Here is a 16,873-nt window from a genome sequence, read left to right as displayed (position 1 = left end):
TTCAAAGGTAAATAAGCTGCGCGGATTTTTGTGGTTTTTCCGCAGCCCCCTATTTTTTGAATGCCAAAGCTAAGGAAAAGGGCTGAAACCAAAAAATGTACTGCCGGTATATATTACCTGCCACGCGTTATTTATATCTGCGCTGTGTCATAAAAGCAAAGGGCGTAAAGCAACCGTTAGAGCCGGATATGATTTAAACCATATTATTTGTAATATTTTCATTGTTTTTGACGATTGTTTTATGGTTTTTATACTTATAATGTAAAATGTTGATAAATATATAATAATTGTTAACGTTAACTTAACATTGGTAATTAGTTCATTAATTATCTTTGCGCCAATTAATTAAACGTATAATTAAAAAAGCAATTTATGAGGAAGCATTACCTTCTTTTATTACTTCTCATCGGCTTTTCGTTCTTCACTGGTAAGAGCGTATTAGCCCAGGGTGTAACCACCGCCAGCATTAACGGTACCGTTACCGATGCTAAAGGTGCTATTCCCGGTGCAACCGTAACAATTACACACATCCCAACAGGTACGGTGTATTCAACTGTAACCCGTGCCGACGGCCGTTACAACATCCCTAACTTAAGGGTAGGCGGCCCCTACACCTTTAAAGTGACTTTTATTGGTTACGCAAATTATGTTCAGGAAGGTATTACCCTTTCAATTGGTCAGGATCAAAGGATTGCTGCCCAGCTTGCTGATAACACTACCTCGTTAAAAGAAGTAACTGTTAGGGGTACTGCAGGTAAAGTGATCAACTCATCACGTACCGGCGCCCGCGAAACTATCAGCCGTCAGCAAATTGAAAACCTGCCAACTGTAGCACGTTCATTATCTGATTTCACCAAATTAACTCCTTCTGCTAACGGTTTATCATTCGGTGGTCGTTCAAGTACTTTCAATAACATTACTGTTGACGGTGCATTGTTCAACAATTCATTTGGTTTATCAGGTACTTTAGGTGGCCAGACAAGTTCTCAACCTATTTCGTTAGACGCGATCGACCAGATCCAGGTTGATATCGCTCCTTACGACGTACGTCAGGGTAATTTTACCGGTGCCGGTGTAAACACAGTGGTAAAATCCGGTACCAACGAAGTAAAAGGTACTGCTTATTACTTTGCACGTGGTTCAAAATTGCAAGGTTACCACGTTGGCCCAACCAACCTTAATGTAACTGATGTAAACTACCATACAGATGGTGTTGCCGTGGGTGGCCCCATCATCAAAAATAAATTGTTCTTATTTGTGTCGGGCGAACAGGAAAGAATCACTACTCCACCGTCGGCAGTTTATGTTGCTGGCCGGACTGGTTTAAGCGGTGCTAACGTATCTAACGTACAGGCTTCTACACTTGACCTGATCAAAACGAAACTGGCCGGTTTAGGTTACAATCCGGGCGATTATGAAGGCTATAAATATCGTACTTCAAGCAATAAGTTAACTGCTAAATTGGATTGGAATATCGACAAAAACAACACCTTAAGTGCTAAATATTTCTATCTGAAATCATTTAAAGACCAGCCTGCAAGTAATTCAGGTATCAGCAACAGCGATGGTAAAACATCTGTTGGTTATGGTACTACCCGCGCTCCGGGCCCTAATACTTTACCTTTCTACGGTTCTGGTTATACCATCAACAATAACTTCAACATCGGTATTGTTGAGTTAGATAGCCGTTTCAGCAATAAAGTTTCAAACAAGCTTACTGTTGGTTACTCAGCTTTGAGGGATTTCCGTAGCTTCCTTGGTAGCTCATCAATACCTATGGTCGATATAGGCAACGGTACAAGCGATGACGCAGGTAACGTATTAACTCCGGCTTCTGCAACAGCAACCAGCTTTGGCTCTGAACTTTATACTGCCGGTAACTTGTTAAATACCAATATCTTCCAGTTTTCTGATGATTTAACCATCTTCTCTGGTAAACACGAGTTCACTATCGGTACAAGCAACCAGATCCAGAGCTACACGAACGGTTTCGCTCCTGACTATAATGGTTTATATACCTATAATTCAGCATCTGATTTCTTGAATGACAAACCTGCTGCTGCTTATACTTTACGTTACTCGGCAGTTGGCAGCGGTTTCCCTTATGCTAAAATCAAAGCTTCTATTTACAGTGTTTACGTACAGGACAGGCTTCATTTAACTGATAACTTCCGGTTAACTTATGGTTTAAGGGCAGATTATGATCAATTTCCTACTACTTTGGCCGCAAACAGCAATGCCGCTGCTTTAACTTTCCAGGGTGGTACGCATGTTGACGTTTCTAAATTGCCTAAAAACAGGATCCAGCTTTCTCCGCGTGTTGGCTTTAACTGGGACGTTAATGGCGATGGTTCAACCCAGTTGCGTGGTGGTTCTGGTTTGTTTACCGGTTCGGTTCCTTTCGTATGGATTTCAAACCAGGCTTCAAACAACGGTTTGCTATTCGGTTCAAAAACTGTTACCAAAGCTAACGACCCAACTAACCCAAGCTTAATTTTCAAACCAGACGTAAATGCTTACCGCCCGTCAAATGCAGCAGCAAATACTTCATACGAGCTTGACGTTGCTGATCCCAACCTGAAATATCCAAAAATTTGGAGAACTAACTTAGCTATCGATCAGAAATTACCTGGTGGTATCGTGGGTACTATCGAAGGTGCTTATACCAAAGATATCCGAGCTATCTATCACCAAAACTTAGTATTGTCTGATAGCTATACAACTCTTCCAGGTGTTGAAGGTCAAATTCAGTACACTTCTAAAAATACAACTAGTCCAACTGCAACTAACCCAACTACAGCACAAAATCCATTTATCAATGGTTTGTACTACATGAGAAATACTCACAAAGGCTTCTCATACTTCATTACTGGTCAGTTACAGAAAAGCTTTACAAATGGTTTTGCTGCAAGCGTAGCTTATACTTATACCAAATCGAAAGATGTTAACGACGGCGGTTCAACTGCAAGCACTATCTGGAGCACCAGGTATGTTGCGGGTAACCCAAATACTGATAACCTTTCAAATAGCTCATACGTACAGCCAAACCGTATCATTGCTACTGTATCATACCGTAAACAATACGCTAAAAACTTAGCTACCACAGTTGGTTTAGTATTTGAAGCAGCTAACAGCGGTGCTATCTCGTACATCACAGCTAACGATCCAAACGGTGACGGCGCCACTAACGACTTGATGTATATCCCTAAAAATCAGGGTGACATTATCCTGGTTAAAGCCCCTGCCGGTACCAATGGTGTTGCTGATCCACGTACCGCTGGTCAGATATGGAACCAGTTGAATAACTTCATCAACCAGGATTCGTACTTAAGTGCACACAGAGGCCAGTTTGCTCAGCGTAACGGTGCTATCTTGCCAACTTACAAAAGGTTAGATTTGCACTTTGCTCAGGACTTCATGATCAAAGCCGGTAAAACTAAAAACACTTTAGAGTTTACTTTCGATGTAATCAACTTTACCAACTTATTGAACCGTAACTGGGGTACTTACCAAGTATCATACAGCGGCTTCAACAATGGTGCAACCACTGTGTTAAGGTATATGGGTAAAGATGCTACCACTGGTCAGGCAACTTATTCATTCCCTTATCTTGATGCTAATAACCAGATCCCTGTTACCAAATCATTCCAAAACGATATCAGCTTAGCTTCTCGTTTCCAGGGACAAATTGGTGTAAGGTATATCTTTAACTAATAACTACAGTTAAAAACATATTTAAAGGCCCCAGTCGATTTGACCGGGGCCTTTTTTTGTTAATATTAAATTTATATTTTTTTTATTTGGTATTTATAAATAATAGTTAATTTCAGCTTAATTAATAATTACTTAAATCTTATCAAATGAAAACAGAAAAACATCTCTCCCTCTGGGGTTTCTTCGCTTTGTTAATCCTCGTCTTAGGTTCTTGTAAAAAAAGTGAAGTAAGAAAGTCAGCTCAAAATGATAGTGCTCCCGAAAAAGCAAACAACCAGGTGATCATTCCTCAGGCCCATCCGGCTGATATGGGAGAATACGTTACCTATTATATGAATGATGGCTCGACGGTAGTCCTGCAAAAAGTAAATGATGAATACATTTTAGGTGGTGATATAGTATTATCTGCAAACCAGCTGAAATATATCCAGAACCATAGTTCAACAAAAAAGCTATCGGCGCAAAGTACAGTTAAAGAGCATAGCACCTTTACCTCTAATTTTAATTTATTGTGGCCTGGTGGCAAAGTTTATTATACTATTAATAACCCGGTAAATCAGGGTACTATTAACGCTGCGATATCTTACTGGAGTTCACACACCCAGCTTCAGTTTATTCAAAGGACCAACCAGGCAAACTATATCGTTTTTTCAGGAGCGCCCGCTCAGGGATCCGGCGATTCGCAGCTTGGAATGGTAGGAGGTCCACAACAAATCAGGTTGATAAATAACGTTGATTTTGGCGGGGTTCTTCACGAAATTGGGCACGCTATTGGTTTGATGCACGAGCAGGCCCGAACTGACAGAGGTGCCTATATTAATGTAAATTATGCAAATATCAACAGTAACTGGCGCCCGCAGTACGATACTTATCCCGGACTTAGCGGATATCAAATCGGACTTTTTGATTTCGATTCGATAATGTTATATCCTTCTGATAATCCAGACGCCCGTATAAATGGTAACACGGCTTTTCAGATGACTAAATTAGATGGAACTGAATTTTTCCAACAAAGATATTACCTGTCTGCTGGCGATATTGCCGGTGTGAATTATCTTTACTTTAACAGCTTGTTTGCTAAATTAAGATTCGTTCCTCTGGGCGATCAGATAGATAATGAATATACCGCACACCATGAATATACTGTATATGTTGATTTTTTCCAGGATGCGGCTTGCACAATTCCTAAAACTATTACCTCCCCGATAAGGCTCAATATAACTGAGGGATCCTTAGTTTATTACGACCCTTACCGACCTACGGAAACGATTACTAATTTGAATTATAATATTTCTCCGGGGGTAAATTCAATTCAGTTATATAGCGATATAATAACTCAGGAAATGGGCTTTACATATGATGGTACAGCTACCCCTGGATCCTATATTAAAAGTTATGGAATTGCCGGAGGAATAGGTTATATAGGCAGATATTGATAATAGGTTGAAAATGACTAAGGGTTATTGGCGGATTGATCTGCTAATAACCCTTTTTATGATAATTTTTATTTGTACTCAAACACTCCAAACTCCGATGTCACGGTTACTTTTTTAGTATCTGCCTTTTCTACACGGCCAATGATCTGTGCATCAACACCAAAGCTTTTTGAAATATTGATCAGGTCAGCAGCTATAGCTTCAGGCACATAAAGCTCCATACGGTGCCCCATATTAAATACCTTGTACATTTCCTGCCAGCTGGTTTTTGATTCCTCGTGAATGAGTTTAAACAGTGGTGGTACAGGGAACAGGTTGTCTTTTATAATATGCAAACCTTCTACAAAATGCAATACTTTGGTTTGCGCGCCGCCGCTGCAATGTACCATGCCGTGAACCTGGCTGCGATAGCCATCCAATATCTGTTTAATGATAGGGGCGTAGGTACGGGTCGCGCTTAAAACAAGCTTGCCTGCCGTTACGGTTTCACCGTTGCCAATGTCAATTGCATCGGTAAGGTTTTTACTGCCCGAAAAGATCAGCTCGTAAGGGATGGCCGCGTCATAGCTTTCGGGGAATTTATCGGCAATAGTTTTATTGAAAACATCATGACGGGCAGATGTAAGGCCGTTTGAGCCCATGCCGCCGTTGTATTCTTTTTCATAAGTAGCTTGACCGTATGAGGCAAGGCCTACAATAACGTCGCCGGGTTCAATGCGGTGGTTGGAAATCACATCTTCACGCTTCATACGGCAGGTAACTGTCGAATCAACAATGATGGTGCGTACCAGGTCGCCCACATCAGCAGTTTCGCCGCCGGTTGAGTAAATGCCGATGCCGGCCCCGCGCAGTTCGGCTAAAATTTCTTCGGTACCATTAATGATAGCGGCAATAACTTCACCGGGAATGAGGCCTTTATTGCGGCCGATGGTTGATGACAGCAGGATGTTGTCAGTAGCGCCAACACAAAGCAAATCATCAAGGTTCATGATGATGGCATCCTGGGCAATACCGCGCCATACAGAGATATCACCGGTCTCTTTCCAGTAAGTATAAGCTAATGACGATTTAGTGCCCGCGCCATCGGCATGCATAATATTGCAATACTCAGGATCGTTGGTTAAGATATCGGGTACTATTTTGCAGAAAGCTTTGGGGAAAATGCCTTTGTCGATATTTTTTATGGCATTATGAACGTCATCTTTGGAGGCTGATACGCCACGCTGATCATATCTTTGCGAAGAAATCATGGGCAAATATAATGCTATTAACCTTAATTTTAAGAAAGAGTGCTACTCCTTATACGGAGTTTAAATTATGAGTGTGACCTGATTAATAAAATTGACCGAAATTGTGTTTCTTTGTAAGAAAATCGACTAATACACGTCATTAGTCTGTTTTATCAGCTTAATCGGAAACAATTCGCGCTCATAACTCTTCATCAGCAGAATTGGTAGTATATACTTCTTATGTTAAAAACGCTTTCCTACAAAATAAACCGCTGGCGGTTAAAACGTAATAGTCAACGTAACTTTTTAATTTATTGCAGCGTGTTTGTAGGTTTTATGGGCGGACTGGCCGCCGTTGCCCTTAAGTTTTTAGTGCATTTAATGGAAGAGTTAAGCCGGAATATCTCTTCGCACCTGTATTATCATATAGCCTATGTGTTTTTACCTGCAATAGGCATTTTGGGTACGGTGCTGTATCAGCACCTGATCAATCGCGATAAGATTGAAAAAGGGATAGGTAAGGTGCTCATCAATATCAAAAAGAACCGCTCAAACATCAAAGCCAATAATATTTATTCGCATTTAATAACCAGTTCATTAACCATAGGTTTCGGTGGCTCGGCAGGGTTGGAGGCGCCTATTGTTTGTACGGGTACAGCTATCGGTTCAAATGTAGGTAAGTTTTTTAAGCTTACACCCTATGAAAAAACGGTATTGTTGGCTGCAGGATGTTCGGCGGGTATAGCTGCGGTATTTAACAGTCCTATTGCCGGGGTGCTTTTTTCGCTGGAGATATTAATAGGAGAGATTACCATTCCCACTTTTATACCTTTATTAATAGCATCCGCTACGGGAGTTGTGGTTTCCAAATTATTATACTCGGGGCAATTGTTCCACCTGGTTACCGAAGGCTGGGCAATGAACGCCCTGCCATTTTACGTGCTGCTTGGCATATTAAGCGGATGGATAGCGATATACATATCCAAAGTAGGGGGTAAACTTGAAGGGGGGATCCTAAAAAAACAAAACCGATATGTGAGGGCAGTTGGCGGCGGTGTGATATTAGGGCTGATCATTGCTGTGTTTCCTCAATTGTTTGGCGAGGGATATCATTATCTCACCGAAATTTTAAATGGTAATATCAATGTATTAAAGGAAGAAAGCTTTTTTGCCAACTGGCTTTCCGAACCGCTTGTCATGTTGTTATTTATAGGGGCACTCGTGTTTACCAAGATCATTGCTGCGGGTATTACCATTGGTGCCGGTGGCAATGGCGGTACATTTGCACCCACGGTATTTACCGGCGCTTTCCTGGGCTTGTTTGTGGCTTACGGGGTTAATCAAACCGGGCTGATACATTTAAATACGGTTAATTTTATTGCGGTAGGTATGGCTGGCGCGCTGGCCGGTGTATTGCATGCCCCGTTAACTGCCATATTTCTGATAGCCGAAATTACCGGTGGATATGTGCTTTTTATTCCGCTCATGATCGTATCAGCAATGTCATACATCATATCACGTTATTCATCGCCCCATAATATGTACTGGAGCCAGCTGATTCATCATAACAATATTCATCCGGGGCAGGATTATGGCATGCTTAACAGTATAATGCTTGATAGCATCATAAACCGCAAATATACCCCGGTTGATAAACAAATGCCGGTTGGCGAATTTTACCAGGTACTGGCCAAAACCGATGCTAATATTTTCCCGGTGCTTAAAGGGGACGGGAGTCTTGAAGGTGTTGTATTGATAGACGACATTCGCCGGCGCCTGTTCAATAAAGATATCGCGGATGAAAATATAGCCGATATCATGATTGAACCACCGGCTATAATTGATTATGATCAACCGGCCAGCAGCGTTATGGACACCTTTGATGCCATTGACGTATGGCAGTTACCGGTGGTAAAAGATGAGGTTTTCATTGGCTTTATATCCAAGTCGGCATTGCTATCAAAATACAGGGCTGTGATTATTGAACAGCATAAGGCGAGTGATTTGTTTGCGTAGGAATAACTAAAAAAATGTCATTGCGAGGAACGAAGCAATCGCATGCTATACAGAGTGGTCACGCTTCCGTGCGATTGCTTCGTTCCTCGCAATGACATGATAATACGAATGCCGCTAACGTTTAACATCAGCGGCATTTGTATTTTAAAATCAAAGTTCTATTTAATAAACAACAACTCCCTGAATTTAGGCAGTGGCCATTGGCGGTCATCAACCAGTTGCTCCAGTTTATCAACGTGGTAGCGGATAGGCTGGAAGAATGATTTTACCTTTTCATCGTAATCAATAGCGCGCTGACGAAGGTCGTCGATAACGTTAGCTTTTTTGCGCTCGTTAACCATTTGCTCGGTATTGGTTTTAATGAAGTTCACATGCTCTGAGATCCTGTTAATGATGTCAAGCTGCGAAGCATAAGTTGCTTTATCCAGGCCAATATCTTTTAGTCCTTTTACATTTTCAATCAGTTTGCTTTGATAAGCAATTGCTGCCGGAATAATCACGTTCATCACCATTTCGCCAATTACGCGGGCTTCTATCTGTAGCTTTTTGTAGAAAGCATCAAGTAAGATCTCGTGACGTGCATGCGCTTCACGCACGGTGAACACGCCGGTTTCGGCAAAAAGATGTTCAGACTTATCGTTTATTAAAGCATCCAGCGCTTTTGGTGTGGTTTTAATATTGGGTAAACCTCTTAGCGCAGCTTCTTTTTCCCATTCTTCGCTATAACCATTTCCCTCAAAGCGGATGTTTTTTGATTCTTTGATGTACTTTTTGATCACCATTAATAAAGCCAGATCTTTTTTCTCGCCTTTTTTCATCAGCTTATCTACATCGTATTTGAATTTTTTAAGCTGATCGGCAACGATAAGGTTAAGAATGGTCATCGGGCTGGCCGAGTTGGCTGATGAACCTACTGCGCGCAGCTCAAACTTGTTACCGGTAAAGGCAAAAGGTGAGGTACGGTTACGGTCGGTATTATCGGGTAAAATTTGCGGAATCTTAGGGATGCCCTGCCATAACAGGTTTTCTTCTTTGATTTTTTTGCTGATGCGGGATGTTTCTATCTCATCAAGCACGTCGCTAAGCTGGCTGCCCAAAAATATAGATATAATGGCCGGAGGGGCTTCATTGGCGCCTAAACGGTGGTCATTATTAACTGATGCAATGGATGCTCTTAACAGATCAGCATGCTCGTGTACCGCTTTTATGGTATTCACAAAAAAGGCCAGGAACATGAGGTTGTTTTTAGGCGTTTTGCCCGGCGATAACAGGTTTTTGCCGGTATTGGTTATCAGCGACCAGTTATTGTGCTTGCCCGAACCATTAAGACCTGCGTATGGTTTTTCATGAAGTAATACCTTAAAGTTATGGCGCCTGGCAACACGGTCCATCAAATCCATTAACAGTTGGTTATGGTCGATGGCGAGGTTAATCTCTTCATATATCGGTGCACATTCAAACTGGGATGGAGCAACCTCATTATGGCGGGTTTTAAGCGGGATGCCTAATTGCAATGCTTCGGCTTCCATATCCTGCATGTAAGCATACACGCGCTCAGGTATCGAGCCAAAGTAATGATCTTCCAACTGTTGGTTTTTGGCCGACATATGACCGAATAAAGTGCGGCCGGTTAAATAAAGATCGGGACGGGCATTAAATAAGGCCAGGTCAACCAAAAAGTATTCCTGCTCAATACCTAATGATGCATTTACTTTTTCTATGCCTTTATCAAAATAATGGCAAACATCAACGGCCGCTTTATCAAGCACGTTCAGTGCCTTTAATAAAGGTACTTTATAATCAAGCGCTTCGCCGGTGTACGATACGAACACTGTTGGGATACACAGGGTACGCGCCATTAAAAAGGCAGGTGAAGAAGGGTCCCAGGCAGTATAACCGCGGGCCTCAAATGTATTACGGATGCCGCCGCTCGGGAAGCTTGAGGCATCAGGTTCCTGTTGTGCAAGGGCGTCGCCCGAAAAACGTTCTATAGCGCCGCCATCTGCAGTGGGCTCAAAAAAAGCGTCATGTTTTTCGGCCGTAGTGCCGGTAAGCGGTTGAAACCAGTGTGTATAATGGGTTGCGCCTTTGCCTAAAGCCCAGGCTTTCATTGCCGAGGCTATCTGTTCTGCCAGGTCGCGCGGGATCGGCTCACCTTTTTCAATTGAATTTACAATTCCCTGGTAAGCCTCTGATGAAAGGTATTCTTTCATCTTCTTTTTATCAAAAACATTCGATCCGAAATAATCGGAAATTTTTGGTGAAGGCGGTTTTACTTCAGGGATAGTTCTTGAAAGTACATCCTGTAAGGCTTTAAAACGAATATTGGACATATTTTATGAGGTTTAAATAAAGGTTAGTGTTCAAAAATATAACTATCCTTTAAAATATCGGGCAAAATTAAGTGAAATATAACATACCACCTAATCATTAAAAAACTGATATAATTTAAAGGAAAGTCTTAAATCTTCTAAAAGGTCTGCCTGAAATCAATAAAATCGTGTTTTTTTAATGTTTTTGGGCAATTTTTTGCTTTTAAAACTGATTAATTGGTATTTTAAACTGTAAAAATTAGATTTTTCAATTTTTTTAATGATGAAAATGAATTTATATTGAAAATATCATTTTTAAATGTTTAAAAAATGACATTATTAGAGCCTTATTTTTGCAATTTTCATAATTTTTTAATTTTTTGCCATTAATTTATCATTAATAATTTGTTATTCTTAAAAATACTACCTAATTTCAGAAAATAATTTACGAAAACACACCAATTATTATGCTTTTTATAAAAAAAATGAAAAAGATTAGAGGCGTGATTGAGGATTTGGAGGTGAAAAGTGTTTTGTAATTCAGGATAGCAATCAAACTAAATTTAAATACAACAATCAAACTAATTAATTTTTAAAAAACAATCAAACTAAATTAAACGATGAAAGTAGGTTCTACAAAACACAACTTCCTAAGTGCAGTCCGACAGCTGACACGTGAAAAATGGGCGCTGGGAGCAACCATTTTTACAGGGAAAATGATTGGCTTATTGCTGGTGTTTGCCGCAATGATGGTTTTGCCGGGTGTATTTGGCACAAAAGCTAACGCTGCCGAAACGTACACCGCCCATGAAACAGCGTTAATTAACACGGTTAATACTGTTTGGACACTGGTTGCTGCCTTTTTGGTATTTGGTATGCAGGCGGGTTTCGTTATGCTCGAGGCTGGTTTCGCCCGTAAGCGCGAAACAGTGAACGTGCTGATGGAGTGTATTTTTGATACTTGTCTTTGTGGTTTGCTATTTTACGCTATAGGTTATGCCTTTATGTTTGGCAACGGTAACGGCTTTATTGGCTGGGGTGGTGCTGATGGCAAAACCTGGTTCTTCCTTCAAAATACACCTGAAACTTATGGTTCAACCGGTATCCCGGTATTGGCACATTGGATTTTCCAGTACGCTTTTGCTGATACCTGCTCAACCATCGTATCTGGCGCTATGATCGGTCGTACCAGTTTCCGTGGCGATATCCTTTACAGTATCGGTATTACCGGCTTTATCTATCCTATTATCGGTCACTGGGCTTGGGGTCCGGATGGTTTCCTTGCTACCATGGGAACTTCGGGATTCTTCAAATCAATAAGCGCTCAGCCTTTCCGTGACTTTGCAGGTTCAACAGTAGTACACACCATTGGTGGTGTGGCTTCTTTGGCAGGTGCAATGGTATTAGGCCCACGCTTGGGTAGGATATTTGCCCGCGATGATAAAGAAAAAGGCGGTTTGCCTCCAGGTCACAACTTATTGGTTGCTGCTGTAGGTGGTTTCTTACTTTGGTTTGGTTGGTATGGTTTTAACCCTGGTTCAACGCTATCAGCAATGGATATGCAGGGCATAGGCCGTGTTGCTGCAAACACTACGCTTGCTGCCTGCGCTGGCGGTTTTACTGCTATGCTTGCTGCCTTATGGTTTGGCCCAACAAAAGGCAAATTTGATTTGGCCTTTACTATTAATGGTTTCCTTGCAGGTTTAGTTGCTATTACCTGCCCTTGTTACTGGGTTAGTCCGTTTGGCGCTATCATGCTTGGTGCTATTTCAGGCTTCATTATCTTCGGCGGTGTTTACCTTATTGAGTGGTTCCGTATCGATGATCCGGTTGGTGCAGTATCAGTACACGGCTTTAACGGTATCTGGGGTACTATTTCATTAGGTTTATTCGCGTCAGGTCAATATGGTGCTACAGGCCCAACAGGTGCTGATAACTCTGCTCCGGTAACAGGCTTGTTTTATGGCGGTGGTTTTGATGTATTAAAAGCTCAGCTGATCGGTAGCCTTACTATTACCCTTGCAGTATTCGTGGTTTCATATGTAATGATGTTTGTGATCAACAAATTAGGCCATCCATGGAAATTACGTATCGAAGAGCATGGTGAAGCAGGTGCCGGTGGTATCGACGTATTTGACCACGGTATCGAAGTTTACCCTGTTCAGGATGATGAGATTAGCTTAAGCGGCCTTTTTGATAATGGCGCTAAGGTTGCTTCTGAAGCCTAAATAGCTCGGTACAGTACCTGAGAAAGATATTTGATGCCTTGTGCGGTTGGTGAAGTGGGATGTTTTGATTGACGTTGCCGTTGCCAGCCGTACAGGGATTTTTTATGCCGGCACATAAATGATCCTTTTAATTACAAGGTGTTGATAATCAAATAGTAATAGCGTGGTTGCCCCCAAAAATAACAATTAACAAATAGTTTATCAATTCACAATTAAATCGTTATCATGAAAAAAGTATTTCTACTCTTCTCATTATTTTCAATTGCGGCCTTTACGGTTAAGGCCCAGGACACTGTTAAAACAACCTCAGATTCCCCTCTGGTGATCTACGGTTCGGTAGATACCTATTATAAATATGATTTTTCTGATAAGGGTTCACAAATCCCTACCAGTTTTGCAAGCGATCATAATTCAGTATCAATTGGTATGATTGACCTGGGTTTGAAGAAAAAAGTTGGCAAAGCGGCTTTTGTTGGTGAGCTTTCATTTGGTCCGCGTGGCCAAAGCCAGTCGATCCCAAATGGCCCCGATGGTGATTCATTCCACATTCAGAACTTGTACGTGTCATATGATCTAACCGATAAATTAAACCTTACAGGTGGTTATATGGCTACCTTTATTGGTTATGAGGTTATCAGCCCGGTAGGTAACTTTAACTATTCTACTTCGTATTTATTCACTAACGGTCCGTTCCAAAATCCTGGTGTTAAATTAACTTACGCGTTCAGCGATAAGGTAAGTTTAATGGCCGGTATTTTTAATGATACCTGGAACTATTATACTTCAGCACATAAGGTAAATACTTTCGGCTCACAGTTGTTCGTGTCTCCTGTAAAAGGATGGACTGCTTATCTTAACCTTGCTACCGGAAGCACTTCAGGTACCGAAGTTGATTTAACAACTGCTTATCAAATTACCGACGCCTTTAAACTGGGCTTAAACGGTGCTACTTATTCGGCTCCGCATGATGGCGGTGGTTTTAGCGGTGTTGCTTTATATCCGCAGTTGGCTGTGTCAAAAACAGTAACTTTGGGTTTAAGGGGCGAATATTTCAAAACTAAAAAAGGTGAATTGGCAACTTTTGGCCCCCCTCCGGGCGAAAATGTTAAGGCATTTACCTTTACCGCAAATATCAAATCAGGCCCGCTTACTTTCATTCCTGAAATCAGGTTAGATCACGGCTCGTCTACTTCATTCATTAACCACTCCGGCGATCCTTCAAAATCAGCCGGCCAGTTTGCTGTAGCTGCTGTGTACGCGTTCTAAAAAAAATTAATTTAATCTATTTTTATCGCGAGCCGTTCCGGGTTTATCCGGAACGGCTTTTATATTTGTTAAATGAAAAAGATACTATTAGGCTTTGTTGGTCTCCTTTTTTCGTCAGGCGCTTTTGCGCAGAAGGATTCGCTGGCTTTTGATGAAAATAACAAGTATATCTATTATAAAACGGCAGAGCAGCCCGGCGCTATAGCTGATACGCTTTATGACAGGGGCCTGTATTTTTTTAAGAAGGCTTATCCGGCAAAAGTGCTTAAGTTGACCAAGGCCGATAAGGATGGCAATGCGCTTACCGGTGCCGGGGCTTTTTTGATTAATAAAAAGGGTTTAATGGGTAATAGTGAAGGTGGCGAGATAGCTTATACGCTTAGGATAGAGGTGAAAGATGGTAAGTATCGTTATTGGCTGACTGATTTTGTGTATCAGCCCTATCAGCGGAACCGTTATGGTAATGTTGAATTAATGCATGGAAAAGATGTTGCCCTTGAAAAAGCATCGGAAAAATTATCAAAGGCTGATTTTAATGCTTGTTTAAACCAGGTAGCGATTAACAGTAAGCACGTGGGCGATAATTTGAAAGTTTATATGCTCAAAACTTCGTCGCTTGAAAAACATGACGTGAAAAAAGTGAAAAGGGTTTCAACCAAGGAATGGTAATTCTCTTGATTTTGCAGTTGCAGGTTTGCAGCGGGCAGTAACTAATGCGCAAGATGAAATAAAAGAGCCGCACGCTGTAAAGAGTGCGGCTTATTTTTTATGTTGTTAATTGGGTTTAATCAGGTAGGGGTAGGATCTGGTTACAATTCCTCGTCGTGCTGGCTGATATCAAGGCCCGCGAGTTCTTCTTCAGGTGTTACACGTAATGTGCTGATCATGTCGGTGATCTTTAATAAAACAAATGAGCCAAAGAAGGCAAAAGCCGATACGCCTACAAGTGTAATTAAATGAATAATGAAGAGGTGGGTTTCGCCGTAAAATAAACCATTGCCGGTTGTATTGGCGGAGTTTACGTTTTGGTGTGCAAATACACCGGTTAATAACATGCCTACCATGCCGCCTACGCCATGGCATGGGAATACATCGAGGGTATCATCAATGCTGGTTTTTGTCCTCCAAATCACAACCAGGTTACTTACAACTGCTGCTACGATGCCGATAATTAATGAATGGGGAATAGTTACATAGCCCGCTGCAGGGGTGATAGCCACCAAACCTACAACCGCGCCGATACAGGCACCTAATACACCTGGTTTTTTACCGCGAAGGATATCAAAGAACATCCAGGCCATAGCTGCTGCAGCTGATGCCGTAGTGGTTGTTGCCAAGGCAGTTGCGGCCAATGTACCCGAACCTAATGCCGAACCTGCGTTAAAGCCAAACCAGCCAAACCACAATAAGCCTGTTCCTAATAATACATAACTGATCCGGGCCGGATTGTGTGATGTTTCATTACGGCCCTTTAAATATATGGCTGATGCCAAAGCTGCCCAGCCTGCACTCATGTGCACCACGGTGCCGCCGGCAAAGTCAAGTACGCCTTTTCCGAAAAGGAAGCCTTTTGGATGCCAGGTGGCGTGAGCTAATGGTGCGTATATAAACACCATAAACAGGCAAAGGAAGATAACATAAGAGTTGAAGCGGATCCTCTCGGCAAAAGCGCCGGTGATGAGGGCTGGGGTGATAACCGCAAATTTTAGTTGGAACATAGCAAATAGTATCAGCGGGATAGTTGGGGCCAGTTCCCAGGTGGCGTTGCCTAATGTGCCTTTCATCATAAAGAAAGTGCCGGGATTACCAATAAAGCCACCAAACTCATCTTCGCCAAAGGCAAGGCTAAAGCCGAATATTACCCATATAACAGTAATTACACCCATACAAACAAAGCTTTGCAGCATGGTTGACAATACGTTTTTTTTGCTCACCATACCACCATAAAAAAATGCCAGGCCAGGGGTCATGATCAGTACAAGGGCGGTACTTACTAATAGCCAGGCGGTATCACCTGTATCAATTTTGCTGTCTTTAATGGTTGTAAGTGTAACTGAAGGGTATAGAAGGGCTAATACAATTACAATTAAAAGTATGCCGAAGGGTATGAATTTTTTCATGTTTTGGGTTTAAGGGAGGAAAAATGAAGATTTGAATAATACTGCCCAGTATCCAATCAAAAATACCGGACAGCATTAAAACTAAATTTTTTTAAAAAACAATAAATCCTGCATGCTTAATCAGAGCATGAGGGTTGGTTTATTGTTTTTTGCCTACCAAAAATCGTGAAACGGAAAAAGGATGAGTTTACGGAACCGGGAGAGTTTACTCGTATCCAGTCCGCAAATGAAATCAAGGTATTTAAATTTAATGGCGTAGCCGCCGAGCGTTGCTACAAAGGCCTGTAAAGAATGTGCACCCCTATGTTGGTGTATATTAATAGCGGGCGTGAGCGCATTATTGAGTGTGAATTCAAAATTTAACGGGCGGTGATGCGGTATTGTCGCGGATACCGTGGTTTTTTTTGTGGTTTTGTGGTAATAATGGTATAATTCACCCTTAGCGGACGCAGTGAATCCGCTAAAGAGTAAAAAAAATAAGGCGATAAGTTTATAAAGCCTGTTAACCATATCTAAAAGTAATAAAAAAATAAAATAACTGCACTTTTTTTT

The 16,873-nt window shown here is 41.6% G+C and carries 10 protein-coding genes; 7 read left to right on the top strand and 3 right to left on the bottom strand.

Annotated elements, in window-relative coordinates; all coding sequences use genetic code 11:
- The first annotated feature begins 372 nt into the window (after window positions 1-372).
- Both ABIC84_RS26035 and ABIC84_RS26030 read left to right on the top strand, forming a co-directional pair.
- The gene (locus ABIC84_RS26035; RefSeq protein WP_426586014.1) at window positions 373-3,714 is read left to right on the top strand and encodes a carboxypeptidase regulatory-like domain-containing protein; all 3,342 of its coding nucleotides are present in this window, start codon (window positions 373-375) and stop codon (window positions 3,712-3,714) included.
- A gap of 146 nt (window positions 3,715-3,860) precedes the next feature.
- Window positions 3,861-5,150 (top strand): M12 family metallopeptidase, encoded by a 1,290-nt coding sequence (locus ABIC84_RS26030; protein ID WP_429265471.1) that lies wholly within the window; start codon window positions 3,861-3,863, stop codon window positions 5,148-5,150.
- Between the two features lie 68 nt (window positions 5,151-5,218).
- Here ABIC84_RS26030 and ABIC84_RS26025 read toward each other — a convergent pair whose 3' ends face one another.
- Window positions 5,219-6,400 (bottom strand): AIR synthase related protein, encoded by a 1,182-nt coding sequence (locus ABIC84_RS26025; RefSeq protein WP_426586018.1) that lies wholly within the window; start codon window positions 6,398-6,400, stop codon window positions 5,219-5,221.
- A gap of 219 nt (window positions 6,401-6,619) precedes the next feature.
- Between ABIC84_RS26025 and ABIC84_RS26020 the strand changes: the two genes are divergently transcribed.
- The gene (locus ABIC84_RS26020; RefSeq protein ID WP_426586020.1) at window positions 6,620-8,395 is read left to right on the top strand and encodes a chloride channel protein; all 1,776 of its coding nucleotides are present in this window, start codon (window positions 6,620-6,622) and stop codon (window positions 8,393-8,395) included.
- A gap of 158 nt (window positions 8,396-8,553) precedes the next feature.
- Here the strand turns inward: ABIC84_RS26020 and ABIC84_RS26015 are convergent, their stop codons facing one another.
- A complete protein-coding gene (locus ABIC84_RS26015) occupies window positions 8,554-10,728 on the bottom strand; it encodes a glutamine synthetase III (protein ID WP_091174334.1) in 2,175 nt (724 codons plus the stop codon).
- 599 nt (window positions 10,729-11,327) lie between these two features.
- On the opposite strand from ABIC84_RS26015, the gene ABIC84_RS26010 reads away from it, so the two are divergent.
- From ABIC84_RS26010 to ABIC84_RS26000, 3 genes are all read left to right on the top strand, one after another.
- Complete coding sequence (locus tag ABIC84_RS26010) at window positions 11,328-12,935, top strand: ammonium transporter (RefSeq protein WP_429265470.1); 1,608 nt, start codon at window positions 11,328-11,330, stop codon at window positions 12,933-12,935.
- Window positions 12,936-13,160: 225 nt separating this feature from the next.
- On the top strand, window positions 13,161-14,201 hold the full coding sequence (locus ABIC84_RS26005) for a porin (protein WP_354484262.1): 1,041 nt from the start codon (window positions 13,161-13,163) through the stop codon (window positions 14,199-14,201).
- 72 nt (window positions 14,202-14,273) lie between these two features.
- Window positions 14,274-14,870, top strand: a complete 597-nt coding sequence (locus tag ABIC84_RS26000; RefSeq protein WP_429265469.1) for a DUF4468 domain-containing protein — start codon at window positions 14,274-14,276, stop codon at window positions 14,868-14,870.
- 140 nt (window positions 14,871-15,010) lie between these two features.
- On the opposite strand, the gene ABIC84_RS25995 is transcribed toward ABIC84_RS26000, so the two are convergent.
- Window positions 15,011-16,321 carry an ammonium transporter gene (locus tag ABIC84_RS25995; RefSeq protein ID WP_426586028.1) on the bottom strand — a complete coding sequence of 437 codons (1,311 nt, stop codon included), beginning with the start codon at window positions 16,319-16,321 and terminating at the stop codon, window positions 15,011-15,013.
- A 165-nt stretch (window positions 16,322-16,486) separates the two neighbouring features.
- Here ABIC84_RS25995 and ABIC84_RS25990 point away from each other — a divergent pair, with 165 nt between their 5' ends.
- On the top strand, window positions 16,487-16,609 hold the full coding sequence (locus ABIC84_RS25990; RefSeq protein WP_426586030.1) for a hypothetical protein: 123 nt from the start codon (window positions 16,487-16,489) through the stop codon (window positions 16,607-16,609).
- Window positions 16,610-16,873: the final 264 nt, after the last annotated feature.

The sequence above is a fragment of the Mucilaginibacter sp. 3215 genome, from assembly GCF_050433785.1.
Taxonomy (GTDB): domain Bacteria; phylum Bacteroidota; class Bacteroidia; order Sphingobacteriales; family Sphingobacteriaceae; genus Mucilaginibacter.
Note: the sequence above shows the minus strand (reverse complement) of the source record. Positions and strands in the feature narration are given on the sequence as shown.